The following is a 24,585-nucleotide window of genomic DNA, read 5'->3' as shown; positions in this document are numbered from 1 at the left end:
ATGTACTCCGTAAAAATCTTCTTTTAAAAGAATAAACCTTAGTAGCCGGGAATCACAAATAGTAAATAACCTTATTAACCTTATCCGTTTAGAATATAAAAAAAACCGCTCCTTCAAAAAAGTTCTACTAAGGTTGAGCTTGAAGAATAAGGTTTCTTATTTGCAACGTGAGAATTAACAGGGTCTAATCTTTGAATTTGAATGTACTCGGAAAAACCACATTTTAAGAGAATAAACCTTAGTGGCGCTATAAAAATAAGGTTAATAAGGTTTGGGTAGGAGGCTGGAAGGATTTCTACTAAGGTTGTGGTTGATGAATAAGATTTCTTATTTGCAACGTAAGGATTAGCCGGTTTTATAATCTTTCAACTTTTATGTGCTCTATAAGAACCTTATTTTAAAAGAATAAACCTTAGTAGCCGGGAATCACAAATAGTAAATAACCTTATTAACCTTATCGATTTAGAACATAAAAAAACCGTTCCTTCAAAAAGAAACGGTTTCATATGTACTTTTCAAAATACTTTTACTCAATTATCTTCACCCAACCATGTGTGTCGGGCTCGTCGCCATACTGAATAGCGCGCAGTTTATTGTACAGTTTTGTTGACCATTCACCGGCTTCTTCCTGGTTGCCATACTTAAACCACTTGTCGTTGTCGTTGTCGTAAATACCTTTAATGGGCGAAATTACTGCAGCAGTTCCGCAGGCTCCAACTTCGTCAAACCCGGCCAGTTCTTCGTAAGGCACTTTACGGCGCTCAACATTCAATCCCATTTCTTCGGCCAAAACAATTAGGCTTTTGTTGGTAATTGACGGAAGAATCGAATCCGATTCCGGCGTAATGTAAGTATTGTTTTTTATGCCAAAGAAGTTGGCGGGTCCACATTCGTCGATGTATTTTTTCTCTTTACTGTCGAGGTAAAGCACAGCCGAGAAACCGTTTTTCTTGGCTTTTTTTCCTTCGTACATGCTGGCAGCATAGTTTCCGCCAACTTTATATTTTCCGGTTCCCTGCGGGGCAGCGCGGTCGAATTCGCGGTAAATTACCAGGTTGGTAGGTTTAAATCCTTCAGGGAAATAAGGACCAACAGGCATTACAAATACCACAAACAGGTACTCTTCGGCCGGAGCCACACCAATTTGTGGCCCGGTACCGATTAACAGCGGACGAATGTACAATGCAGCACCCGATTCGTATGGCGGAATAAAGCGCTCATTCATTTTTACAGCCATTCGAACAGCCTCCTGAAATTTCTCAACCGGAAGTTTCTGCATCAGAATACCGTCGGCAGAATTCTGCATACGTTTGGCATTTTCGTCCATGCGGAAAACGCGGACTTTGCCATCTTTTCCTTTAAAGGCTTTTAGCCCTTCAAAAGCTTCCTGCCCATAGTGCAATGCCGTTGCCGACATGTGAATGTTGATGCTGCTTGATGAACTGATTTCCAATTCGCCCCACTTGCCGTTGCGATAGTAGCAACGAACGTTATAGTCTGTGTCACGGTATCCAAACCCTAGTTTTTGCCAATCGAGATTTTCCATTTCTTACAATTAATGTTTTGGAATTTTTAAAACCGAAAAGCTGCTGTATGCCTTTCAAAAAACAAAATAAAGAAATTTTATTTATTCGTGATACGATATATGTCAAGGAAACTTACTCGTGATAAATGTTTTATAGCTGCTTAATATTTGAGCAAAATGACGGATTAACAGAACGAGTGTTTAATTTTTGTTGGATTGTAAAAAGGATGATATTGAATCTTTAATATTGAAGTTTTTCGTTGTTTTTATGCCGGTCACTGTCGCGTTTGGTTTTTTTCTCCATGTTTTTCTGAAACGCTTCGTTCAAATCAACACCGGTTTGATTGGCCAGGCAGATCAATACCCAAAGTACATCAGCCATTTCATCGGCAAGGTTATATTCTTCATCCGACTTTTTAAACGACTGGTCGCCGTATCTCCGGGCAATAATGCGCGCCAGTTCACCCACTTCTTCGGTAAGTACGGCCATGTTTGTTAATTCGCTGAAATAGCGTACACCCACGGTTTTTATCCACTCGTCAACCTGTTTTTGGGCTTCGGGTATTGTTAGTTCGTTTTTCATCTTAAATCTTTTAATTTTCAGGGAAAACTCTCAAATTCTCACAGTCTCAAATTCTCACAGTCTCGTCTCTCAAAACTCCTTCTGTTTCGAATCGATAATAATGGTTACCGGACCATCGTTAATCAGCGCCACATCCATCATGGCACCAAATTTTCCGGTTCCCACGTTTTTACCGAGAGCGGTTTCCATGGCAGCAACAAATTTTTCGTACTTCGGGATGGAAATATCAGGTTTGGCAGCCCGGATGTACGATGGGCGGTTACCTTTTTTGGTGTTCGCTTGCAGTGTAAACTGGCTCACCACAATAATATCACCATCAACGTCGGTTACAGAGCGGTTCATCACACCGTTTTCGTCGTCGAAAATTCGCAACTGAATCGACTTTTTTACCAGGTAATCAATGTCTTCTTGTGTGTCTTCGTTTTCGATGCCAACCAAAATCAGCAGTCCATTTTTTATGGCCGATATTTTTTCGCCTTCAACCGTTACCGAAGCTTCCTTTACTTTTTGAATGACAACACGCATCTGCTTTTCAATTTTTCGATGGCTAATTTATAAAAACAATAAACCTTTCTCAACTTTTATTAGTTAGTTTTGTTTGGAATTTTGACATAAATATTAAACAAAACCAATGATAAGACTCGGATTAATTTTTCTTTTATTCGGATTGCCGGTTTGCCTAATTGCACAAAACGCTGCAGTAACCGGAAAAGTTGTAGATGCCGTTAGTAACGAGCCCTTACCTTTTGTTAATGTGCTGGTTTCGGGAACTTCGGTGGGAACGGTAACTGACGAGGCAGGCCATTTCGAGTTTAGAAACCTGACACCGGGTTTTATCCGGATTGAGGCTAGTTTTGTTGGGTACAAAAAAGCTGTTTCTTCAGAGGTTGAGGTCAATAATTCGAGCACTGCTTTTGTTGAAATATTGTTGCAAAAATCGGTATCGAAACTGGATGAAGTTACAGTTACGGCTTCTCCTTTCCGAAAAACTATTGAAAGCCCGGTTTCGTTGCGTAGCATTGGCATTGGCGAAATTGAAAAAAGCCCCGGCGCCAACCGCGATATTTCAAAAATCATTCAATCCTTCCCCGGTGTGCAGTCAACGCCGGCTTTCCGAAATGATATTATCATTCGTGGCGGTGGTCCGTCGGAAAGTCGTTTTTACCTCGATGGTGTTGAGGTGCCGTTTATCAATCATTTTGCCACACAAGGCGCTTCCGGAGGGCCGGTGGGTATTTTAAATGCCGATTTTATCCGCGAAGTAAATTATTTCTCGGGCGCTTTTCCGGCCAATCGCGGAAATGCCTTGAGCGGAGTAATGGAGTTTTACCAGATTGATGGAAACGAAGAGAAACTGAATTTTCACGGAACACTTGGTGCATCGGAAGTGGCCGCTACGCTCGACGGACCTTTGGGTGAAAAAACCAACTTTGTTTTTTCAGTGCGCAAATCGTACCTGCAGCTGTTGTTTAGTGTGCTCGAGCTGCCCTTTTTACCCGAATTTACCGATACGCAGTTTAAAATACGTACCCGTTTCAATAAAAAAAATGAATTAATACTGACGGGGCTGGCGGCCAACGATATTTCTGAACTGAACGACAATATTGATGACCCCGACGAAGAGCAAAAGTACATTTTAAGCGAGATTCCGGTTTACAAACAACAAACTTACACCCTGGGTGCGGTTTATAAACACTACCGCGACAACAGCTACCAAACGTTTGTGGCGAGCCGCAGTTATTTAAATAATAGCGCCTACAAATACCTCGATAACGACGAGAGTTCGGAGGCGAACAAAATTCTGGATTACGATTCGCAGGAGGCCGAAAACAAGTTTCGTTTCGAGAACACTTCGCGGATGGATGGTTTTAAACTGAATTTTGGTGCCAACCTTGATTTTGTGAGCTACAAAAACAGCTCACAATTCCGCCGGTTTTACAACAATCAACCGGTTAATGTGAGTTACAATACCGATCTTAACCTGGTAAAATATGGTTTGTTCGCACAGTTGAGCAAATCGGTTTTTAGCGAACGTTTGGCATTGTCGGTGGGCGTGCGCGCCGATGCAAATAATTACTCGTCGGGCATGAAGAATTTGTTGGATCAGTTTTCGCCGCGCTTTTCAGCATCGTATTCGTTAACCGAACGGTGGAGCCTGAATTTTAACACCGGACGTTATTACCAGTTGCCGGCTTATACTTCGCTGGGATACAAGGAGAACGATGTTTTTGTAAACAAAAACAATAACCTGAAATACATTGCGGTAAATCATTTTATCGGCGGTTTGGAGTATCGACCAAAACCTACCGTACAGTTATCGGCCGAGGCATTTTGGAAAGGTTATTCCCAGTATCCGTTTTCGGTGAACGATCAGGTAAGCCTGGCAAATTTAGGAGCCGATTATGGTGTGATTGGCGACGAAGAAGTAACTTCAACTTCAGAGGGAAGAGCCTACGGAGCCGAGTTTCAGGCACGTATTAACGCTACTGACGGATTTAATTTCAACCTGTCGTACACCTTGGTGCGCAGCGAATTTAATGACGGAGAAGGTTCGTATATCCCATCAAGTTGGGATGCAAAACATCTGCTTACTGTCACCACCACAAAAGACCTGAAACGCAACTGGCGCATAGGTGCACGCTGGCGATTTGTGGGTGGTTTGCCATACACTCCGTGGGATATCGAAAAATCGTCGCTGGTAGAAGCCTGGAACCTGCAGGGCGGTCCATATGCCGATTACAGCCGCTTGAATGCCGAACGTTTCGACCCTTTTCATCAGCTCGATATCCGTGTAGATAAATCCTATTATTTCGAAAAACTCACTGCCAAATTTTATATCGACATTCAGAACTTCTACAATTTTCAGGCACAGCAAAACGATATTATCGTGAGGGCCGAAGATGCCGCCGGTAATTTTATTCTTACGGATAATGGTAACCGTTATGTGCTGAATGAAATTAAAAACACATCGGGTACGGTGTTGCCAACCATCGGAATTATTGTTGAATTTTAAAACAGCAAAGCGGTTGATTCGTATAAAATAAATCAATACGAATAGGTATAAAACCGTTTTTACTAATCCTTATACTAACGAAGTGCGTAACTATGGAATTTCCTTAGGGCAGCTTTTGTTTGCATGGAGCAAAATCGGTTAACCAGGGCACAAAACAGAATAGAACAGAAAGAAGTGCTGGTTACTTTTGTTTCCTTAAAAAGAGTTCTTAATTTTATAAACGCATACTGAATCAATATAAACTAAATAAATCATGATGAATCGAAAACTTCGTATGGGAATGGTTGGTGGCGGAACCGACGCATTTATTGGAGCAATACACCGCCTGGCAGCTTTAATGGATAATCAAATTGAACTGGTTTGCGGCTGTTTTAGTGTGAACCCTGAAATATCAAAACAATCGGGGAAATTATACTATTTACCAGACCACAGAGTTTATGAAACCTACCAGGAAATGTTTGAAAAAGAAGCCAAACTTCCGGAGGGCGAACGAATGGATTTTGTTTCGATAGTAACACCCAATTTTGTGCATTTTGCACCGGCTATAATGGCGCTCGAAAACGGATTTCATGTGGTACTGGATAAGCCAATGACCTTTACACTCGACGAGGCATTGAAACTAAAAGAAAAACTCGATGAAACCGGCTTAACTTTCGCTCTGACACACACGTATTCGGGCTACCCGGCGGTAAAACAGGCGAAACAAATGGTGGCCGAAGGTCGTTTCGGAAAAATCCGTAAAATATTGGTCGAATATCCGCAAGGCTGGCTTTCATCGAAAGTAGAAGATGCCGGAAATGTGCAGGCAAGTTGGCGTACCGACCCCAAAAAATCGGGGAAAGCCGGCTGTATGGGCGATATTGGAACGCATGTACATCACCTGGCTGAGTACATTACGGGATTAAAAGTTACCGAAGTTTGCGCCGACTTAAATGTTTTTGTACCCAACCGCCTTTTAGACGACGATGGTGCTGCATTCCTGCGTTTTAACAACGGAGCACATGGTGTATTAACTGCCACTCAAATTGCCGTTGGAGAAGAGAATTCAATACGTATTCGCGTTTATGGCGAGAAAGGTGGCCTCGATTGGGAACAAATGGAACCCAATACCTTAACCCTGAAATGGCCCGATCAGCCAATACAAAAAATGCGTGTGGGAACCAGTATGGATACAGGCATCGCGGCCTATAACACACGCACACCCGGTGGTCACCCCGAAGGTTACCTGGAAGCCTTTGCCAATATCTACCGCAATTTTGCACTTACTGTTCGTGCAAAAGCCAACGGCGAAGAACCAACACCTGAAATGCTCGATTTTCCGGGTGTTGACGACGGTATTCGAGGAATGCAGTTTATCGATACGGTAGTTAGTGCCGGTTACAACGACGAGGTGAAATGGGTAAAATTTGGCGAAACCATCGATTAATTTTAAAACGATTGAGCAGGTGAATCAGAGTCACCTGCTCAAAAAATAACTACGAAAATCTAAACTTAAAACTACAACAATAATGGCCAGACCAGTATCAATTTTTACCGGACAATGGGCCGATCTTCCCATTGAAACCATGTGCCAGAAAGCCAAACAATTTGGTTACGACGGACTCGAGCTCTGTACCTGGGGCGATCACATGGAAGTTGCAAAAGCCGATCAGGCATACTGTGACAGCAGAAAAGAATTACTCAATAAATACGATCTGGAATTGAATACGATCTCCACACATTTGGATGGCCAGTGTGTTTGCGATCCTATCGATCGGCGGCATAAAAGCATTGCCAGTCCGCATGTTTGGGCCGATGGCGATCCGGAAGGCGTACGTCAGCGGGCTGCCGAAGAAATGGTAAAAACAGCCGAAGTGGCCAAGCGCCTTGGAGTAGATACTGTAGCTGGATTTACCGGAAGCCCGATTTGGCACCTGTTGTATTCGTTTCCGGCGGTTCCGCCCGAAATGATTGAAGAAGGTTATGCCGAATTTGCGCGACGCTGGAAACCGATTCTTGATGAATACCAAAGCCTTGGGGTAAAATTCGCACTGGAAGCACATCCTACCGAAATAGCTTTTGATATTCACACCGCACACCTCACTCTTAAAGCCCTGGATTATCATCCGGCGTTTGGCTTTAACTACGATCCCAGCCATTTTGGCTATCAGCATGTTGATTATGTGCGCTTTATTTACGAGTTTGCCGATCGTATTTTCCGTGTGCACATGAAAGATGTGTACTGGAGCGATGTGCCAACCGGAGTTGGTGTTTTTGGCGGCCACATGGAATTTGGCGACAACCGCCGTTACTGGAATTTCCGGAGTGTGGGACGCGGTAAAATAAATTTCGAAAATATAATTCGCGGATTAAACGATATTGGTTACACCGGGCCGCTTTCCGTAGAGTGGGAAGACAGCGGAATGAACCGTGAAGCCGGGGCTGCAGAGTCCTGCGAATTTGTTAAAAGGATTGATTTTGCACCGTCGGATGTAGCGTTTGATGATGCCATGCAAAAAGAATAAAATGATGATAACTTAGGTCGGAAACAATTTGTTTCCGGCTTTCTTTATATGGAACCATACCGAAAAAGTAACAAGCTGGAATTTGAATAATCAGCCTGTTTTAAGCGAATGTTTAATGAAAAAGGTGGAGTTTTAAGCCTGATATCCTAAAAATCTGTTGTAAAATACATTAACAGTAAGCGTTAAAAGCTAAAAAACCGGCATTAAAAATGGATAACTTAAAATTATTCTACAAATTTGAAGTTGTTTACGTGAGAGAAGATCTTCTTGAGCTACTTACAAATGAACTAAGATTTATTTTCAATACCAACTAAATAAAAAATGACTAATAGAAGAGACTTTATTAAAACATCAGCAATGGCAACAGCTGGCGTAGGGATTGCGTCGGGTATGCCTTTAGCCATGGAATCGTGCTCGGGAGCAAACGATAAACTGGTTTGTGGATTGATTGGCGCAAAAGGAATGGGATTTGCCGACTTACAAGCCTTTCTTGGCCAGAAAAACACCGAGTGTGCTGCCATTTGCGATGTAGATGAAAACGTTTTGAATCAACGTATTGCAGACGTTGAAAAGATTCAGGGAACCAAACCAAAGGGATTTAAGGATTTCAGAAAATTGCTGGAAGAACCCGGTATTGATGTGATCATTATTGGTACGCCCGACCACTGGCACTGTTTGCCCTTTGTTTATGCTGCGCAGGAAGGAAAACACATTTACTGTGAAAAACCACTGGCGAACTACATCGAAGAGATCAACATCATGGAACGTGCGTGGAAACGCTACGGAACAATTGCCCAGGTAGGGCAGTGGCAGCGTAGCGACAAGCACTGGAAAGATGCGGTTGATTTTGTTTACACCGGCGCGCTGGGAAAAATTCGTACGGTGCGTTGCTGGTCGTACCAGGGCTGGATGAAATCGATTCCGGTAATGCCCGACGGACCGGTTCCGGAAGGAGTTGACTACGATATGTGGTTAGGACCCGCAAAAGCCCGTCCGTTTAACCCCAACCGTTTTCATTTTAATTTCCGCTGGTTTTGGGATTATGCCGGTGGCCTGATGACCGACTGGGGCGTGCACATCATCGACTACGGTTTATTCGGAATGAAAGCCAAAGCGCCTAAATCGATTATGGCAATGGGAGGCAAGTTTGCCTATCCTGATGATGCTTGCGAAACTCCCGACAGTATGCAGGCTTTATACGAATTCGACGATTATACCTTACTTTGGGATCATGGTTTGGGAATCGACGGTGGTTACTACGGCCGCAGCCATGGTGTAGGTTTTGTTGGTAACAACGGAACTTTGGTGGTTGACCGCAATGGCTGGGAAGTTATTCCGGAAGGTGGCAGAAATCCAAAAATGGATCGCGTAGAATTGAAAAAAGGCGACGGACAGGGATTGAACAACCACATGGCTAACTTTATCGAGCACATTAAGAAAGGCGATCAGAATACGAACTGTAACGTTGGTATTGCTGCCAATACCGCTCGTGTGGCTCATTTGGGTAACCTGGCTTTAAAAACCGGTCAGCGCCTGTACTGGGATGCCGAGAACAGCAAATTTATCGGTAACGATTCGGCCAACGAACTATTGGTGCCAACCTACCGCGCACCATGGGAGTTGCCAAAAGTATAGAAAGACAATACCAGATATTTTGAAAAAGCAGACTCGTTTGGGGTCTGCTTTTTTTTTTGCCTTAAACAGCCTTTAACCTGTTACACAGAGTTACACGGAGAATTCACAAAGTTTCACAACGGCAATTATTGTCTCGGTGGTTCTCTGTGTTTTCTTTGAGAAGCTTTGTGGAATAACATATCTTCATTTGTAAAATAGTAATCTCTATTCTTATCTTTGAAATAAAGATTAAAGTATGAGCAACAGAGAACAAGTTGAGTTGATAAATTCGATTCCCAAAGCCGAATTGCATGTGCACATTGAAGGTACTTTTGAACCGGAACTGATGTTTACCATTGCCGAACGAAACGACATTCGGTTAAAATACAAGTCGGTTGATGATTTGCGGGCAGCCTATCAATTCAATAACCTTCAGGAATTTTTGGATCTTTATTATGCCGGAGCCTACGTTCTGCTTTACGAGCAGGATTTTTACGACCTCACTATGGCCTATCTGAAGAAGTGTCACGAAGAAAAAGTGGTTCACACCGAAATCTTTTTCGATCCGCAAACACATACCCAGCGTGGCGTTCCGTTTAAAAATGTAATTAACGGCATTTTGCAGGCTTGTATCGATGCCCGCAATGAATGGGGCATAACTTACCGGCTTATTCCAAATTTTTTGCGTCACCTGAGCGAGGAGGATGCCATTAAAACCTTTAAAGAATCGTTGCAGTATGGCGAGTTATTTACGGCATATGGTCTCGATTCAAGCGAAAAAGGCCATCCACCGGCCAAGTTTAAAAAGGTGTTTGAAATGGTGCGTACCGAAGGTTTTTTAACCGTAGCTCATGCCGGCGAAGAAGGACCGGCACAAAACGTTTGGGATGCCATCGAACTACTGAAAGTTGCCCGTATCGACCATGGAGTGCGCTCCATCGACGATGCAGAATTACTTGATAAACTGGCGCGTATTGAAATGCCGTTAACAGTTTGTCCGTTGTCGAATCTTAAGCTGAAAGTGGTGAATGATATGGCAGATCATCCGTTGAAAAAGCTACTGGATCACAACATTGTTGCTACCATAAATTCCGACGATCCTGCCTATTTTGGTGGTTACATGAACGCCAATTTCCAATCGGTTACCGAGGCACTTGATTTAACTAACGATGATATCGTAACGCTGGCAGTCAATTCGTTTAAAGCCAGTTTCCTCTCGGATGAGGAGAAACAAAAGTGGTTCAGGGAGCTTGCTTTGCAGCCCTTACTTTAAGGCTATCAGCCTCGCTTTGCCGAACAACAGCCATTTTTTCATAAAGAACAAGTATAAACATAAAAACTGATTATTTGTACGGGTAAGTTGAACCAAACACTTTGTTTAGTGTTTTTGGATATATGGTTAAACAAAATGAAATGCATAAAAAAACAATAGTTCAACACAGCTGGTCTTTTTCACTAATTCTGCTTAGCTTTATCATTAGTGGTTTATTTACGGGCTGTTCAGGGCAAAAGCATATGATAGATAACAGTGTAGTTAAGGAATTGGATCTGCAAAAATACCTGGGAACGTGGTACGAAATTGCGCGTTACGATCATCGTTTTGAGCAGGGAATGGTGGGTGTAAAAGCCAATTATTCTTTGCGCGACGATGGAAAAATAAGGGTGGTAAACAGCGGTTATAAAAACACCCTCGACGGTGAATATTCTGAAGCGATCGGGAAAGCAAAAATTCCTGATCCGGAAAATGAACCGGCCAAACTAAAGGTCTCCTTTTTCTGGATATTTTATGGCGATTATTACGTGTTGGAACTGGACAAGGATTACCAGTGGGCAGTAATTGGCAGCAGTTCCGATAAATACCTCTGGATATTAAGCCGCTCACCACAAATGTCTCCCGAAATTTATAACGATTTGCTCAAGCGGATTACAGATCGGGGGTACGATACTTCAGCATTGATAAAAGTGAAACAAAAAGAAAACAGTTAGCAATGGCATTCTATCAGTTTAAACGCGAACAGCTTATTAACAGTACGATAAGCGAGGTGTGGGATTTTATTTCCAGACCGCAAAACCTGAAACGTATTACACCCAATTACATGGGTTTTGATATTCGTACGCCTGATTTGCCCGATGCGGCATACGAAGGAATGATAATTGCCTACACGGTGCGACCATTGTTGGCAATTCCTACCACCTGGGTAACCGAAATAACACATGTGGTGCCGCAAAAATATTTTGTTGATGAGCAGCGCGTAGGGCCGTATCAGCTTTGGCACCACGAGCATCACATCGAGGCGGTGGAGAATGGTGTGTTAATGAAAGATATTGTGAGTTACAGTCCGCCGCTGGGTTTCCTGGGGCGAATAGCAAACACCCTGATCATCCGCCGAAAACTGGAGGAGATTTTTGATTACCGTACCAAGGCTTTTGAGGAGATCTTTCCGGGATAGTGGGTGTAAGTATCAGGAAGCATCCAGAAATATTTCGTTTTGCACTCCGCCAATAATTCCTTAAATTATTCATCAGAAAACGATTTGATGATGCCGAAATATTACATGCTTATCTTTTTGATTTTTCCGCTTTTTATAACACCGTTGGCTACCGATGCGGCATTTGTACAACAGGATACTACAAGCACTGATAGCACTTTAGTCAATCAGTTTTTGGGCTTGTTTCAGGAAAGCGACCTCGACCAAATCCCGGAGATTAAGCGTTCGCGGAGGCAGCAGGTAGATGCACTGTTAAAATCCATTCTGGAAGAACCCGGCAAACTGCAGTTTAGTGGAGTGGCAACAGCGTCGTTGCAGGCACCGCTTGAAAATGAAACCATTTGGAAGGGGGTTGGCTCGTTTGATATTTTTGCTTTTGTAAGTTTTGGGCCATCGGCGCTGTTGTTTTTCGACCTGGAAGCCGGAGGAGGCGGTGGACCTGATTTATTGATCCCAAATGTTTCGGTGTTGAATGCCGATGCCGGCGGGGGCGACGGAAAGGGCGAGAACCTCACCGTTTTGGAGGCCTGGACAGAGTTTAAAATGTTGAAGGATATTTTTACGGTAACCTTTGGAAAGCTGGATCTTACCAACTATTTCGATAATAACCTGCATGCCAACGACGAAACCTCGCAATTTATCAGCGGCGTGTTTGTGAATAACCCGGTTTTGCCGGTGGGTGTTAACAGCCCGGGGATTCGTTTTCGTACCACTTTTGTAAACCGCTTTTATGTTCAGTACGGGCACTTTATGGCCAATCCGCAGGAGGAGAACCTGATGAAAAACCACCTGAAGCTGCTGGAAACGGGAATTAAACTATTACCTGAAAGTGGTTGGGAAGCCAATCTCCGGGTATTTGCCCATGAACAGCCGCTGGCTGGCGACAGTCGCGGATTTGGTATTTCTTTCGATCAGCTGATTGCCAACCATTTTACCATTTTTGGGCGTTATGGTGCCAACAGTAACGAACTGGCCGAATGGTTGGGTATAAAAAATGCGTGGAGCGGCGGTATTGGTTTCCGGCAATTTGTACTGAATCGTGAGCTAAAAGTGGGATTAGCTTATGCCGAAACCGAAACTACAGCTTACGAGCATCCCGAGCAACTGGCCGAATTCTATTTTAGCACGCAGCTTAATCAGTGGGTGTTTATTTCACCTCATTTGCAGTGGCTAAAAACCACACAAGTCGGTGAAGATGAGCATTTCCTGGCCGGTTTGCGAATTAATTTGAGCTATTAGCTGAAAGGCCGGGGCTGTATTTTCATAGTAGATGCAGCCCCGGCCTTTATTTTATTACTTTGGTGGAGGATTAACAGCAACTTATTCTTGTTCAAAATTCAACGACCACTTGGGCTGGAACCAACCCGTTACCACTTCCATTTTGCGGAGGTGTGGTTGTATATTTCCCCATAACTCGTTTAGTTTTTCCGAATAATTCTCCTGAAGTGATGCTTCCAGTTTGCGCATCGACAAAGGACTTTCTGAACGATCCATAACGATCCAGCATGGCGAATCGTAGCCCATGGAAACGGTATACAGATCCCAACCCCAGTTTTCCTCTACGTTCTCGCTAAATTCAATGTATTTTTTCACAGCCTCTGCCATTTCTTTATCGTGGCCGGCTTTTAAATAGAAAAAGGTCCATTCGCAATACCTGTTATCTCTTGTTTGACCGGCATAATCGGCGGTATGGTACGACAGGTCTTTATTCCAGTGGATAATCGTTTGGCGGACGGTAGAAAGGTCACGGAATTTGGCATCGGCATCGTAACCTTCTTCTTTCACTTTTTTAGAAAACTCGTCCATTTTTGCAAACATCTGGTCCAGGGCGGCAAAATTCTCGAAGGGCACTACCCAGTAGAACGAACTAACATCGGTTGAGTAGGCAAATACCGGCAAATCGAAGTTTAACTTTTTCCAGAGGTCGATCGCCTCTTGTTGTACTTTTTTAAACTCAGGTAAATCGGCCGGTTGTACAAACTCTTCAATAACTAAAAAATTCTCGGGCATGGCAGGTGTTTCCTGCGCTTGTAGCGATACCATTCCCATAAAGAGGAAGATAAAAATAATAATTCCTGTTGTTTTCATTTGGTTAATTTTTTGAATTACTCTTCTCTTTACGAAATCAGATTGAATTGGTTATCAATGTGTTTTAGAGTATAAAATCTCCGTTCTTAGATAGGACTTAGATTGCTTCTCCGTCAGTCGACGGATCGCAATGACCGGTGTGGTGGGGTGTACTGGGCCGCGGACGGAGACCATCGTGCCGGGACTACAATTGTTGTCGTCCGCGGCTTTCTTTTCACTTCGAATCTTGTCATTGCGAGGGAGCTTGCTACCGAAGCAAACTATGTTTCTAGCAATGTCTTATTACAGTTAGTTTGCTTCGCTACGCTCGCAATGACCGGCATAGTTGGGTATACAGCACCGCGGACGGAGACCATCGTGCCGGGACTACGATTGTTGTCGTCCGCGGCAAATCACGTTTAAACTGCGAGTCTTTGCGAAGGATCCGTCAGCTGACGGAGACTGAAACAATCTGTTTTAATACAAGCAATTTGCTTTGCTGCGCTGTCAATGACTGGAATAGTGGGGGTATACAACGCCGCAGACTAAAGCAATCTTTCTCATTTCCCTCTTTACAACCGAGGGGCTGATCGGTTGCTTAACAAGCCATTAACCTCAGGCTCTGTCTCTCCAACTTCTTTTTTGTTATTTTTGAGAAAAACCATTTTACAATCTCATTATGAACAATCGACTAATTCTAGCCGTATTTACATTTATTTTAGTAAGCTGTTCGCAGCAAAAAAGTAGCAACTGGCCACAATACCATGGCCCCGACAGAAATGCCACAATTACCGACGCAGGAATACTGCGCCAGTGGCCCGAAACCGGCCCCGAAAAAGCCTGGGAGTTCCCGCTGGGACCTGGCTTTGGCGGAGCTGCAGTATACAACAACGAGGTGTTTGTCCTCGATCGTATTAAAGGTGAAAGCGATGTGTTACGCTGCATCGACCTGGAAACCGGAACCGAAAAATGGAACTACACCTACAAAGCAGAGGGCGAACTGCCTTACCCGGGTTCGCGCGCAGTGCCGGTGGTCGACGATAACCATGTGTGGTGTGTTGGGCCGCACGGGCACTTTCATTGTATCGACAAAAATACCCACCAGCCGGTTTGGTCGCATAACCTGCTGGCCGACTATGGTGGCGAACCCGACAACTGGGGCTTTTCGGTATCGCCCATTGTTACCGGCGATTTGGTAATTGTAGCTCCGCAAGGCGAAAAAGCCGGAGTGGTTGCCTACAATAAACACAGTGGCGATGTGGTTTGGGAAAGCCGCCGCTTAACAGGTTATCGTTTTCACGTGTCGCCGATATTGGGTAATTATGGCGGTGTGGAGCAGGTGATTATGACCAGCTCGTGTGTTAAAGGCGACGGATTTACCACCGACGAAGTTGTGGCTTTCGAAGTACAAACCGGCAAAGAACTGTGGAGTTACAAAGGCTTCGATTCTTTTGCCTGTATTGCGCCACCGGTAGCGGTCGACGATACACATTTGCTGCTTACCTCCTGTGCCTACAAAGACGTGTACGAACCGGTTACCATTCTGCTGGAAGTAAATAAGGCAAACGAAACATTCAGTCTGAACGAACTTTTCCGCACCGAAGAGGCCGGCTGCAAAATGCATCCTCCGGTGGTGATCGATCAGCATATTTACCTGAACAACAACCACCGTGTAAACGAAATGGCCTGTTTAAACTGGCAGGGCGAAAACTGCTGGCCGAAAAAATCGGCACCGGGTTTCGAGCTGGGTGCCATTATTATGATCGACGGAATGATCATCAACCAAAACGGTAAAAACGGCGATCTGCACCTGATTGAGCCCACACCCGAAGGCTACAAGGAAGTGGGTAAAGCCTCGTTTTTTACCATGAAAGGGTCGCAAGCCTGGTCGCCAATGGCCTATGCCAACGGCAAACTACTGGCTCGCGACAACGAGAAGCTGGTTTGTGTGGAGTTGACGGAAATCTAGGAGACGATTGCAATAGCAAATCCGGAGGATTTAAATGTTTATAGACTACCTGGAAGAAGACAAAGGTTCGACTCCGGCCGGAGTCGCACCTTTATTCCTAAGATATTTTCTATAAACATTTGATGCCGCTTGCATCAATCCTCCAACCATTCGAATAAATATTCATTTTTAAATTCAATGTCGAAGGCGTTCAAAAAGGCCAGATATTCTTCTTGAAAGGACTTCTTTCTATGGTGTTCTTTTTGGTTTTCTATGTACCGAATAATATCGTTCAATTGAGATTGCCCGTACGAGAATGCTCCAAATCCTTGCTGCCAGCGAAATTGAAATTTCGAAAATTGTTTCTCTTTAATAAACGAATCAGATGATTTTTTTATCTCTCTAACCAGGTCTGAAAGGCAACAGGTCGGTTTCATCCCGATTAAAAAATGAATATGATTGGAGGTGCCATTAATGGCTAACATTTTTTGCCCCTTATTCTGCACAATTCCCGTTATGTATTTGTTTAATTCCTCTTCCCAATGAGGCTGTATAAGAGCGGTTCGGTTTTGTACTGCAAATATCACCTGGATATAGATTTGAGAATAGGTATCGGCCATAACTGTATGTTTTAGTTGATGATTAAAGATACATCATTTTCAAGGGAAATCCGAACGGTTAAAATGGGTTTGGAAATTATGTTTTGAAGACAAAGGTTCGACTCCGGCCGGAGTCGTATATTCTTCGCCATGGAAATTTCTATAAGCATCTGATACCTCCGGTATCTGGGTTTCGTTTTCTTTACGACGATTGTGTAGCCTCACAACCTCACCGTTTGTTCAAATCCGGCGGATTTAAATGTTTATAGAAAATATCCAGGAGAAGCGAATGTCCCGCGACAACTAGAAGCTGGTTTGGGTGGAGTTGACGGAAATCTAGGAGACGATTGCAATAGCAAATCCGGCGGATTTGTATCTTTTTGGATCGCAACGACCATTTGGGACGGTAAGAACGACCCTTTCTACCCCACGTTTGCACCTTCAATCAACATGCGGATTTAAGGTGCAAACAAGGGGCTAAGGGGTTTATGAATTTTTAGCGCTGATGCAAAAACCCCAATGGATTTAGTGCTTTACAGAAAACTTCCGCTAAAACAAAACCATGCGTGGCTATTTATCGTAATGCTAGCTGATAAATAAAACATTTCATCTCATTCATTAATATTCACATTGCAAAACTACTGAAGGGTACCTATAAATTAGCGGCAAGCAAATGAAAAGTATAAACGAAATCAAGCTCAATCAGCTTACAAAAAACAGAACGTACTTTGCTTCTCCCGATTCGTGGGAAGACCAGGTACTTTACTTCCTGATGACCGACAGATTTTCAGATGGCAAAGAAAAAAAGGAAAACTTGTTTAATCGCGCGCAGGATTTTGAAAATGCCATGAACAATCCAAAACGAAAAGAAAAGTGGTTTTTCCATAGCGACAAATGGAATGGAGGAACCCTGAAAGGCATAAAGAGCAAATTAAACTACCTGAAAGAACTCGGTATTACAGCCATCTGGATAAGTCCGGTTTTTAAACAGGTAGCTTTCGAACCAACCTACCACGGTTATGGCATCCAGAATTTTCTGGAAATAGATCCGAATTTTGGCAGCCGCGAAGACCTGCAGGAGCTAACACGCGAAGCCCACAAAAACGGAATGTATATTTTGCTCGATATTATTCTTAATCATGCCGGTAATGTATTTGCTTATACCGATACCGACCGCATTTACCAAAACATTTGTTACCCCGTAAAAGGTTTTCGCAACCACAAAGGCGAGGCGGTATTGCCCACCGAAAATATCGATTTCAGCACCATTGGCCCCGATGATGGTGTTTACCCCACTGAACTAATGCACCACGATACCTTTACCCGAAAAGGCCGCATTATTAACTGGGATAACTACCCCGAATATATCGAAGGCGATTTTCTTTTGCTTAAAAACATTAACCTGGGACAGGGCGATTATACCAACTTTCAACCCTCCGAAGCCCTGCGTATACTGTGCCAGTGCTACAAATACTGGATTGCCTGTGCCGACATCGACGGCTTCCGTCTCGATACGGTGAAACACCTCGAACCCGGAGCTACCCGCTTTTTTGTAAACGAAATTCACGAATTTGCCTATACCCTGGGAAAAAACAATTTTTATATTCTGGGCGAAATTACCGGTGGACTAAACTTCGCCGTCGATACCCTGAAAAAAACCGGACTTGATGCTGCTCTGGGGATCAATCAAATTTCCGATAAACTGGAAGAAACAGCAAAAGGTTATGCCGACCCAACGGAGTTTTTTAAGCTCTTTAAAAACTCGGAACTATTGGGTGAAGACGAATACCGCTGGTACAAGGATAATATCGTTACCATGTTCGACGATCACGATATGGTGAGCCAGCAGGCAATAAAAAGCAGGTTTTGCGGCGATACAAACACCGGAAAACTGCTGCTTAATGCCTTGTTCTTAAATTTAATGACTCCCGGAATTCCTTGTATTTATTACGGCTCGGAACAGTGCTTCGATGGTAGCGGAAACATCGATAATATGGTTCGGGAAGCAATGTTTGCCTGCAACTTTGGTGCGTTTAGAAGTCAGGGGAAACATTTTTTCGATACCGACCATTTTGTATACCGCGAGTTGAAAAAAATTATTGCACTCCGAAAAAACAATATTACCCTAACGCAGGGCCGTATTTTTGTGCGCGAACTCTCCAACGATGGCAAGCGGTTTTATATACCCGCTAAAAATAACGAAGAACGTTTTCAAGGTGTAATTGCCTGGTCGAGGGTGTTTAGCAGCGACGAAATTGTACTGCTAATAAATTGTAGTATCGAAACAGCACAAACCGTTTATGTAACCATCGATGCGCATTTAAACAGCACCACCGATGTGTTCGAAATTATTTATTCTTCCGATGAGAATGACCTGCTTGCCGCTTGTTCAGTTTATAAGCACGATAAGCGAAAATCGATAAAAGTTACGGTGCCTCAACACGGCAGTATTGCGTTGCGCCGAAGGACAGCTTAGCTTGCCGTTGCGGACAAAAACCAGTAAGGGAAGTAAGCGATTCACCCGGCACCCTGATATCCTTTATTTCGGCAGCCCGGCAACAAGGGCTAAGGGCGCTGCCTTGTTGTGGCTTTGGCAACCTGACTCTCTACTTTTAAGGCGGCCAACATCCGGCTAGCTTTTTTTTCCTTTAATCCTTCATCGTTCATCGCTAAACCTTAAAAATGGATGTTCACAACAAAACAACCCGCTCGTACAACATGAGCCGCATTAAGGGCAAAAACACCAGGCCCGAGGTGTTGGTGCGGAAGTTTGCTCTATGTTACTTATAGTCCGTTGATAGGAGAACTTTATTTACGTTGTTTTGTGGTTTATGAAACACAGAATTATCATTGAATATCTTTATCGAGATGCTGCGAATTATAAACTCTATGAACAAGCAGAAATAGATAACCCGAATAATTTATCGCTGCAAGAATTTGAGAAGTGGTTCAGAACTCAACTTATTGATGATTTGTATTTCGTTCCTCACGACTTTGGTTTAATAAAGCCCCAGTTTTCCGTTTATAACCCAAAGCTTGATCATGAGTGGTGTGAATTAATAGAATTGAGATTAAAAAAAATAGCTCGTTAGAATTTGTTTTATGTTCATTTCTATTAGTTTTATGGTTGATATTTTCAACATAAGCTAATGAACCGAGCCTATTACTCAGATTCCATCATATCGTTCTCACAAAAGTCTTATACTCAAATTTTGGGAGAGTTAGCAGATAATAATGAATTTGCCACTGAACAAACCCAAAAGGATGCATGGAAATTTCAAATCGAATATTTGCAGAATCTTCTCGCCGGACAAACTGGTTCAATTTATTTCGAGTATGCTATACCAAGGATGGGTAAACGTATTGATGTTCTTCTGATTATCAAATCGATTATTTTCGTTGTTGAATTTAAAGTTGGAGAAAAGGAATATCCAGCATATGCCATCGATCAAGTATGGGATTATGCTTTGGACTTAAAAAACTTCCACGAAACTAGTCACGATAAAGTAATAGTTCCTGTTTTATTAGCGACTAAAGCCAAACAATCTGATTTCTTCTTAACAACATCGAAACAAGACGATAACCTTTTTGATCCGGTTAAATCAAATACTGAAAGTTTGAGTAGTATCATAGCTCATGCTTTGCAGTTTTACGATGGACATGCACAAGTTAATATCGAAGATTGGGAAAGTGGACGTTATCAACCAACACCAACAATTATTGAAGCTGCAACTTCCCTGTACGCGAATCATTCAGTTGAAGATATTTCGAGAAGTGATGCCAGCGCGATTAATTTGAGTCAAACTTCGGATGAGGTTGCAGCGATTATAAAAAAGTCGAGGGATAATTCCGAAAAGGCAATTTGTTTTGTCACCGGAGTGCCCGGGGCAGGAAAAACTTTGGTCGGTCTCAATATTGCAACTACCCATTTCGACAAAGACAGCGAATTATATAGCGTATTCCTATCTGGTAATGGACCTTTAGTAAAAATATTACAAGAAGCCTTAGCGCGCGACAAGGTTAAAAGAGCTAAAACAAACGGGGAGAGGTTAACTAAAAAAGTTGCACGTAGTGAAGTGCAAGCATTCATTCAAAATGTACATCATTTTAGAGATGAAGGGTTACGCGACAGCAATCCTCCCATCGAACACGTTACCTTGTTTGACGAAGCTCAACGGGCTTGGACGATGGAACAAACCACCAATTTTATGCGACAGAAGAAAGGTGTTCCAGATTTTAATAAGTCAGAACCCGAATTTCTTATCTCTTGTCTCGACAGACACCCTGATTGGGCGGTGGTAGTTTGTTTAGTTGGTGGCGGACAAGAAATAAATATTGGAGAGGCTGGTATTTCTGAATGGATAGAAGCTCTTGAGCGTTCTTTTCCTGATTGGAATATTTACATGTCAACTAAATTGACGGATAGTGAGTATAACGCCGAACAAATTCTTCAGCAAATAAAACATCGAAGAAACGTAATACATTCAGATTCACTACACCTTGCTGTTTCTATGCGCTCATTCCGTGCCGAGAATGTTTCATTGTTGGTAAAACAAATTTTGGATTTAGACAAAATTGGAGCACAATTGACATTGGCAGAGTTAAGCGAAAAATATCCTATTGTTTTAACACGAAACTTTAAAATGGCAAAACAATGGTTAAAAGATAAAGCACGAGGTTCTGAACGATATGGCATTGTCGTTTCGTCTCAGGCACAACGTTTAAAACCTTATTGTATCGATGTAAAATCGCCGATTGATCCCGTGCATTGGTTTTTAGATGAGAAAGACGATATCCGCTCTTCCTACTATTTAGAAGATGTCGCGACAGAATTTCATGTTCAAGGGCTTGAACTCGATTGGGCATGTGTAGCATGGGATGGAGATTTTAGATTTACAGAAGAAGGATGGGATTACAAATCTTTTAAAGGCAGCAAGTGGCAAAATATAAATAAAGCGGATCGAAAGCTATATCTAAAAAATGCCTATCGAGTGCTTCTTACGCGAGCTCGTCAAGGAATGGTGATTGTTGTGCCCGAAGGTGATGCCGGAGATCACACACGGCTTCCTGAGTTTTATGATGATACTTTCGAGTATCTGAAATCGATTGGTTTCGAAGTACTTATTTAAATAATAGATTGTCAAATCAATTATAATAGAATGTCAGATTTGCTTACCTTAAATCAAGGAGTTACCAAATACGGCAAAGCGCCTCATAAGCCTATTTTGCTTTTAGCCGTAATTGAATCATTCGAAAATGAGGAGATTGTTGAGAATTGGATTGAGGTTAACGATAGTTTGGTGCAACACTTTCTCGACATCTGGAATTTACTGGTTAAAACACCTCATGTCCCCACCTTTGCACTTCCTTTTTTTCATCTCAAAAACGAAAAAGGTCAGTTCTGGAAACTGATTACATATCCCGGCAGGGAAATTCCTACAACAAAAAGTAAATCGATAAAAAGTTATCGGGCATTAACGGAAGCCGTTTGCGCTGCCACACTTTCAGATGAATTGTACATTGCTTTATCCGATCCGATACAACGTGAGGCGTTGAAGGCTGCAATACTTGACAGATATTTTGGTATTCATAAAGTAGCACAATACCCAAAACAAGAGCCGTATTCCATAAAAATTAAGCAACAGATTCTTTACGATCCAGAACAAAACTATGCTCGAAAAGTAAAACAAACCATTAATGAGCAACCTAAAGAAGTTCGCGATGAATTTGTGGCTGCCCGAAGTGCCGTTTTCCGTAAAGCTATTCTGGAGATTTACGATAATCAATGTGCAATAACAGGTTTAAAAGTTGCCGATGAAAAAAATCGTTCTCTGCTTGATGCCTGTCATATTACGCCTTTTGCAGAAAGTTATAACGATTCAATACGAAATGGTTTAGCGCTTTCTCCTACTTTTCACCGTGCTTTCGACCGTGGTTTGATTACTATTTCTGATAAGTATAAAATTTTAGTTCATCCTAAATTAAAAGATTACAGCCTCAAATCCGGCATCCGGCAATACGAAAAACAAACACTTTTTCTACCTCAGGGGTCACGGTTTCACCCCGCAATAAAATGCTTACAACAGCACCGTCAGCGGTTTGGCTATTAATAGTTTTAAGGCATACACTTTAAGGTCGCCCCATAAAAAAAACCTTACCAAATAAATGATAAGGTTTTAAACTAATTAGAGCAGGTGGAAGCCAAGCCCTAAAAAGCAGGGCAAAAGTATTCTTTTCTATCAGAATTCGCTTATACTTTGAGATAAAAGTTTAATTCTACCAAAAGACCCACCGCTGCAAGGCTTATAGCAACTCTCAGATTTATTTATAACAACTACTCCTATTTTGCCCCGATCCGCTTTGCAACCATTTCGACCGGGGTGACGTAGGCTGTATTTACATGACGGACTCTAGTGTCTTAAATCGAAATACTATGGCAAAGTACCTGGTTTGCGGAAAATACATCGGTGAAGGAGTACAGGGCTTACTCAGCGAGGGAGGCTCGGGCAGGCGTTCGGAGATTCATGAACTGGTCGGTTCGCTCGGCGGAAGAGTGGAAAGTGTTTATTATGCCTTTGGGGATTACGATATTTACGGCATTTTCGATATGCCCGACAACAACAGCATGGCGGCCTTTTCGTTACGGGCATCGGCCAGTGGTATGCTAAGCGTTACCTGTATCCCGCTGATGCAACCCGAAGACATCGACGAAGCGGCTAAAAAAACAAGTAGGTACCGCCCTCCGGGTGTCGACTGGCTGCCCTGAAAGGAGTAAAAGAGTCCTGTTATTCCCTTGTCCTGATCACCGATTTAGGCGCCCTGCATAAAGATTTTGCTTTCCTGCGGCCTTTTTTATTGTCCTGCGTGGTTTTTACTCAATCCTGCAGCCTTTTTACCCGTCCTGCACTACTTTTTTGTAATCCTGCAGCGCAGGAAAGCCTAAAACCCCTGCAGGGAGGGGTAAAATAAAGCAGGGCGCCCTACAAGCTTGCAGGGCGCCCCAAAATGGCGCAGGACGCTATGAGTCAGCATCTTCGTCGTTGTTCTTTTGCTTTCGGTGTATTTTCCGCCAGTAATCGCTGCTATACCCTTTTAAACGTTTCGGATCTTTGCGGAATACATATTTTCCGGCTTCGCGAATTTCATCTACCAGCTCTTTCATATGCAAATAGGCCTTGTCGCGAACGATCTTCGATTCGTTCGGATCGGCTTTATCGCCGTTGGCTTCGGCCAGCAGGTCGGCCAGTGTATCGGCTAATGTTGCCGCCTCATCTAATTGTGCAAGATCGAAACTAATGGCTGTAAGCGGATCGGGATTTTCGCGGCCTAAAACAGCAATGTCATTCAAATCCTGAATCATATCGGCATGTCCGCTGCCATCGGCAATAGCACTTACGCGGCTGAGTAGTGCATCGTTTTTACGGTAAGCAAAGCGCATCGAAGCCAGCAAATCAGTTTTAAATTCGTAAGCCAGAGGTGCCTGTTCGGCCCATTCCTCCTGCGCTTGCTGCTGCGACCGGAAATCTTTGTTCCAAATGGATTGCGCCTCGCGGCAGGCACCTGCACGTACGGGGAGATCTTCAATCTGAGTGCGGCGAATTCCAACCACACCCAGTTTTTCGGTATCATCTAAACTCCAGTGATACAGGTTTTCGGCTTCCTGCAACGCAACGTCAACAGGCATACCGGGATCTTTTACTTCCTCATTGGGAATAGCCTCAATTTCGGCTAATTTGGCATTGTAATCTTCTGTGTTTGCCATTTTTGTTAATTTTAAAAAATTTTTAATTGAAAAATTATTAATTCGGGGCCACCTGTTTGCTTGCCGGCGCAGGTGGCCTTTTTCGTATGCACGCCAGCGTTCTATACTGGCGTGTACATGCTATCCGTTTAGCATGTGATCGGTAGGTGTTAAAATTTTACGGTAATTTCAGAGGTACTGGGTTAACCGTGATTTTGGTTTTTAACGTGTATAAAATTATGCAAAACGGCGTTAATTATCAATATGTTATGTAGCAGAAGATTGCTTCACCTCCTGCGTCGGATCGCAATAACACCTATTTTAGGGTTATCGAGCAGCGGACAGGAGAGAATCTTGCCGGGACTACTATTATTGTTGTCCGCTGCCTTCTTTCCACTTCAAATCTTGTCATTGCGAGAGTCCACCCATTTTTAATGGGCATAATGAGGTAATGACAGTAGATATACCGAACTTAGCAGCAAGCCTGCACAGTTTGACCGTT

21 protein-coding genes are annotated in these 24,585 nt (G+C 43.1%); 15 read left to right on the top strand and 6 right to left on the bottom strand.

What is annotated here, in order from left to right; all coding sequences use genetic code 11:
- Positions 1-526 precede the first annotated feature (526 nt).
- From BMW53_RS19130 to dtd, 3 genes are all read right to left on the bottom strand, one after another.
- The gene (locus tag BMW53_RS19130; RefSeq protein ID WP_038557394.1) at positions 527-1,546 is read right to left on the bottom strand and encodes a branched-chain amino acid aminotransferase; all 1,020 of its coding nucleotides are present in this window, start codon (positions 1,544-1,546) and stop codon (positions 527-529) included.
- Between the two features lie 220 nt (positions 1,547-1,766).
- Positions 1,767-2,108 carry a nucleotide pyrophosphohydrolase gene (locus BMW53_RS19125; protein ID WP_038557396.1) on the bottom strand — a complete coding sequence of 114 codons (342 nt, stop codon included), beginning with the start codon at positions 2,106-2,108 and terminating at the stop codon, positions 1,767-1,769.
- Between the two features lie 69 nt (positions 2,109-2,177).
- A complete protein-coding gene (gene dtd, locus BMW53_RS19120) occupies positions 2,178-2,633 on the bottom strand; it encodes a D-aminoacyl-tRNA deacylase (RefSeq protein ID WP_038557399.1) in 456 nt (151 codons plus the stop codon).
- 106 nt (positions 2,634-2,739) lie between these two features.
- Between dtd and BMW53_RS19115 the strand changes: the two genes are divergently transcribed.
- The 8 genes from BMW53_RS19115 (at position 2,740) to BMW53_RS19080 (ending at position 12,967) form a co-directional block, all read left to right on the top strand.
- A complete protein-coding gene (locus tag BMW53_RS19115) occupies positions 2,740-5,121 on the top strand; it encodes a TonB-dependent receptor (protein ID WP_038557401.1) in 2,382 nt (793 codons plus the stop codon).
- A 253-nt stretch (positions 5,122-5,374) separates the two neighbouring features.
- A complete protein-coding gene (locus BMW53_RS19110) occupies positions 5,375-6,547 on the top strand; it encodes a Gfo/Idh/MocA family protein (RefSeq protein ID WP_038557402.1) in 1,173 nt (390 codons plus the stop codon).
- Between the two features lie 82 nt (positions 6,548-6,629).
- A complete protein-coding gene (locus BMW53_RS19105) occupies positions 6,630-7,625 on the top strand; it encodes a sugar phosphate isomerase/epimerase family protein (RefSeq protein WP_038557403.1) in 996 nt (331 codons plus the stop codon).
- Between the two features lie 321 nt (positions 7,626-7,946).
- Complete coding sequence (locus tag BMW53_RS19100) at positions 7,947-9,260, top strand: Gfo/Idh/MocA family oxidoreductase (RefSeq protein WP_038557404.1); 1,314 nt, start codon at positions 7,947-7,949, stop codon at positions 9,258-9,260.
- 235 nt (positions 9,261-9,495) lie between these two features.
- Positions 9,496-10,512, top strand: coding sequence for an adenosine deaminase (locus BMW53_RS19095; protein WP_038557405.1), 1,017 nt, complete (start codon positions 9,496-9,498; stop codon positions 10,510-10,512).
- Between the two features lie 140 nt (positions 10,513-10,652).
- A complete protein-coding gene (locus BMW53_RS19090; protein ID WP_081804946.1) occupies positions 10,653-11,225 on the top strand; it encodes a lipocalin family protein in 573 nt (190 codons plus the stop codon).
- Between the two features lie 2 nt (positions 11,226-11,227).
- Positions 11,228-11,689: an SRPBCC family protein gene (locus BMW53_RS19085; RefSeq protein WP_038557406.1), complete on the top strand. Its 462-nt coding sequence runs from the start codon at positions 11,228-11,230 to the stop codon at positions 11,687-11,689.
- 87 nt (positions 11,690-11,776) lie between these two features.
- Positions 11,777-12,967: a carbohydrate porin gene (locus tag BMW53_RS19080; RefSeq protein WP_139178266.1), complete on the top strand. Its 1,191-nt coding sequence runs from the start codon at positions 11,777-11,779 to the stop codon at positions 12,965-12,967.
- An 81-nt stretch (positions 12,968-13,048) separates the two neighbouring features.
- Here BMW53_RS19080 and BMW53_RS19075 read toward each other — a convergent pair whose 3' ends face one another.
- Positions 13,049-13,816 carry a hypothetical protein gene (locus BMW53_RS19075; RefSeq protein WP_038557410.1) on the bottom strand — a complete coding sequence of 256 codons (768 nt, stop codon included), beginning with the start codon at positions 13,814-13,816 and terminating at the stop codon, positions 13,049-13,051.
- Positions 13,817-14,474: 658 nt separating this feature from the next.
- On the opposite strand from BMW53_RS19075, the gene BMW53_RS19070 reads away from it, so the two are divergent.
- Positions 14,475-15,764 carry a BamB-related PQQ repeat family beta-propellar protein gene (locus BMW53_RS19070; protein ID WP_038557412.1) on the top strand — a complete coding sequence of 430 codons (1,290 nt, stop codon included), beginning with the start codon at positions 14,475-14,477 and terminating at the stop codon, positions 15,762-15,764.
- Between the two features lie 134 nt (positions 15,765-15,898).
- On the opposite strand, the gene tnpA is transcribed toward BMW53_RS19070, so the two are convergent.
- Positions 15,899-16,363 (bottom strand): IS200/IS605 family transposase, encoded by a 465-nt coding sequence (tnpA, locus tag BMW53_RS19065; protein WP_038557413.1) that lies wholly within the window; start codon positions 16,361-16,363, stop codon positions 15,899-15,901.
- A gap of 652 nt (positions 16,364-17,015) precedes the next feature.
- Between tnpA and BMW53_RS19060 the strand changes: the two genes are divergently transcribed.
- The 6 genes from BMW53_RS19060 to BMW53_RS19035 all read left to right on the top strand — a co-directional run bounded on the left by BMW53_RS19060 (position 17,016) and on the right by BMW53_RS19035 (position 23,108).
- Entirely contained in the window at positions 17,016-18,818 is a 1,803-nt protein-coding gene (locus BMW53_RS19060) for an alpha-amylase family glycosyl hydrolase (RefSeq protein ID WP_074781127.1), read from the top strand.
- Positions 18,819-19,024: 206 nt separating this feature from the next.
- A complete protein-coding gene (locus BMW53_RS21350) occupies positions 19,025-19,132 on the top strand; it encodes a PDDEXK family nuclease (RefSeq protein ID WP_256999130.1) in 108 nt (35 codons plus the stop codon).
- Positions 19,133-19,173: 41 nt separating this feature from the next.
- Positions 19,174-19,434 carry a hypothetical protein gene (locus BMW53_RS19050; protein ID WP_051567710.1) on the top strand — a complete coding sequence of 87 codons (261 nt, stop codon included), beginning with the start codon at positions 19,174-19,176 and terminating at the stop codon, positions 19,432-19,434.
- A gap of 57 nt (positions 19,435-19,491) precedes the next feature.
- Entirely contained in the window at positions 19,492-21,471 is a 1,980-nt protein-coding gene (locus BMW53_RS19045; protein ID WP_038557414.1) for a DUF2075 domain-containing protein, read from the top strand.
- Between the two features lie 30 nt (positions 21,472-21,501).
- Positions 21,502-22,452, top strand: coding sequence for an HNH endonuclease (locus BMW53_RS19040; protein WP_051567711.1), 951 nt, complete (start codon positions 21,502-21,504; stop codon positions 22,450-22,452).
- Between the two features lie 323 nt (positions 22,453-22,775).
- A complete protein-coding gene (locus BMW53_RS19035; RefSeq protein WP_038557416.1) occupies positions 22,776-23,108 on the top strand; it encodes a GYD domain-containing protein in 333 nt (110 codons plus the stop codon).
- A gap of 252 nt (positions 23,109-23,360) precedes the next feature.
- Here BMW53_RS19035 and BMW53_RS19030 read toward each other — a convergent pair whose 3' ends face one another.
- Positions 23,361-24,104: a hypothetical protein gene (locus tag BMW53_RS19030; protein ID WP_038557417.1), complete on the bottom strand. Its 744-nt coding sequence runs from the start codon at positions 24,102-24,104 to the stop codon at positions 23,361-23,363.
- Positions 24,105-24,585 lie beyond the last annotated feature (481 nt).

It is taken from the genome of Draconibacterium orientale, assembly GCF_900111425.1.
GTDB classification, from domain to species: Bacteria; Bacteroidota; Bacteroidia; order Bacteroidales; family Prolixibacteraceae; genus Draconibacterium; species Draconibacterium orientale.
The sequence above is the reverse complement of the archived record's forward strand: the minus strand, read 5'-3'. Positions and strand labels throughout refer to the sequence as shown.

Coding starts and splice junctions, on each gene's coding strand:
- BMW53_RS19130 (WP_038557394.1), bottom strand. CDS start 1,546: ATGGAAAATCTCGATTGGCAAAAACTAGGGTTTGGATACCGTGACACA.
- BMW53_RS19125 (WP_038557396.1), bottom strand. CDS start 2,108: ATGAAAAACGAACTAACAATACCCGAAGCCCAAAAACAGGTTGACGAG.
- dtd (WP_038557399.1), bottom strand. CDS start 2,633: ATGCGTGTTGTCATTCAAAAAGTAAAGGAAGCTTCGGTAACGGTTGAA.
- BMW53_RS19115 (WP_038557401.1), top strand. CDS start 2,740: ATGATAAGACTCGGATTAATTTTTCTTTTATTCGGATTGCCGGTTTGC.
- BMW53_RS19110 (WP_038557402.1), top strand. CDS start 5,375: ATGATGAATCGAAAACTTCGTATGGGAATGGTTGGTGGCGGAACCGAC.
- BMW53_RS19105 (WP_038557403.1), top strand. CDS start 6,630: ATGGCCAGACCAGTATCAATTTTTACCGGACAATGGGCCGATCTTCCC.
- BMW53_RS19100 (WP_038557404.1), top strand. CDS start 7,947: ATGACTAATAGAAGAGACTTTATTAAAACATCAGCAATGGCAACAGCT.
- BMW53_RS19095 (WP_038557405.1), top strand. CDS start 9,496: ATGAGCAACAGAGAACAAGTTGAGTTGATAAATTCGATTCCCAAAGCC.
- BMW53_RS19090 (WP_081804946.1), top strand. CDS start 10,653: ATGCATAAAAAAACAATAGTTCAACACAGCTGGTCTTTTTCACTAATT.
- BMW53_RS19085 (WP_038557406.1), top strand. CDS start 11,228: ATGGCATTCTATCAGTTTAAACGCGAACAGCTTATTAACAGTACGATA.
- BMW53_RS19080 (WP_139178266.1), top strand. CDS start 11,777: ATGATGCCGAAATATTACATGCTTATCTTTTTGATTTTTCCGCTTTTT.
- BMW53_RS19075 (WP_038557410.1), bottom strand. CDS start 13,816: ATGAAAACAACAGGAATTATTATTTTTATCTTCCTCTTTATGGGAATG.
- BMW53_RS19070 (WP_038557412.1), top strand. CDS start 14,475: ATGAACAATCGACTAATTCTAGCCGTATTTACATTTATTTTAGTAAGC.
- tnpA (WP_038557413.1), bottom strand. CDS start 16,363: ATGGCCGATACCTATTCTCAAATCTATATCCAGGTGATATTTGCAGTA.
- BMW53_RS19060 (WP_074781127.1), top strand. CDS start 17,016: ATGAAAAGTATAAACGAAATCAAGCTCAATCAGCTTACAAAAAACAGA.
- BMW53_RS21350 (WP_256999130.1), top strand. CDS start 19,025: ATGGATGTTCACAACAAAACAACCCGCTCGTACAACATGAGCCGCATT.
- BMW53_RS19050 (WP_051567710.1), top strand. CDS start 19,174: ATGAAACACAGAATTATCATTGAATATCTTTATCGAGATGCTGCGAAT.
- BMW53_RS19045 (WP_038557414.1), top strand. CDS start 19,492: ATGAACCGAGCCTATTACTCAGATTCCATCATATCGTTCTCACAAAAG.
- BMW53_RS19040 (WP_051567711.1), top strand. CDS start 21,502: ATGTCAGATTTGCTTACCTTAAATCAAGGAGTTACCAAATACGGCAAA.
- BMW53_RS19035 (WP_038557416.1), top strand. CDS start 22,776: ATGGCAAAGTACCTGGTTTGCGGAAAATACATCGGTGAAGGAGTACAG.
- BMW53_RS19030 (WP_038557417.1), bottom strand. CDS start 24,104: ATGGCAAACACAGAAGATTACAATGCCAAATTAGCCGAAATTGAGGCT.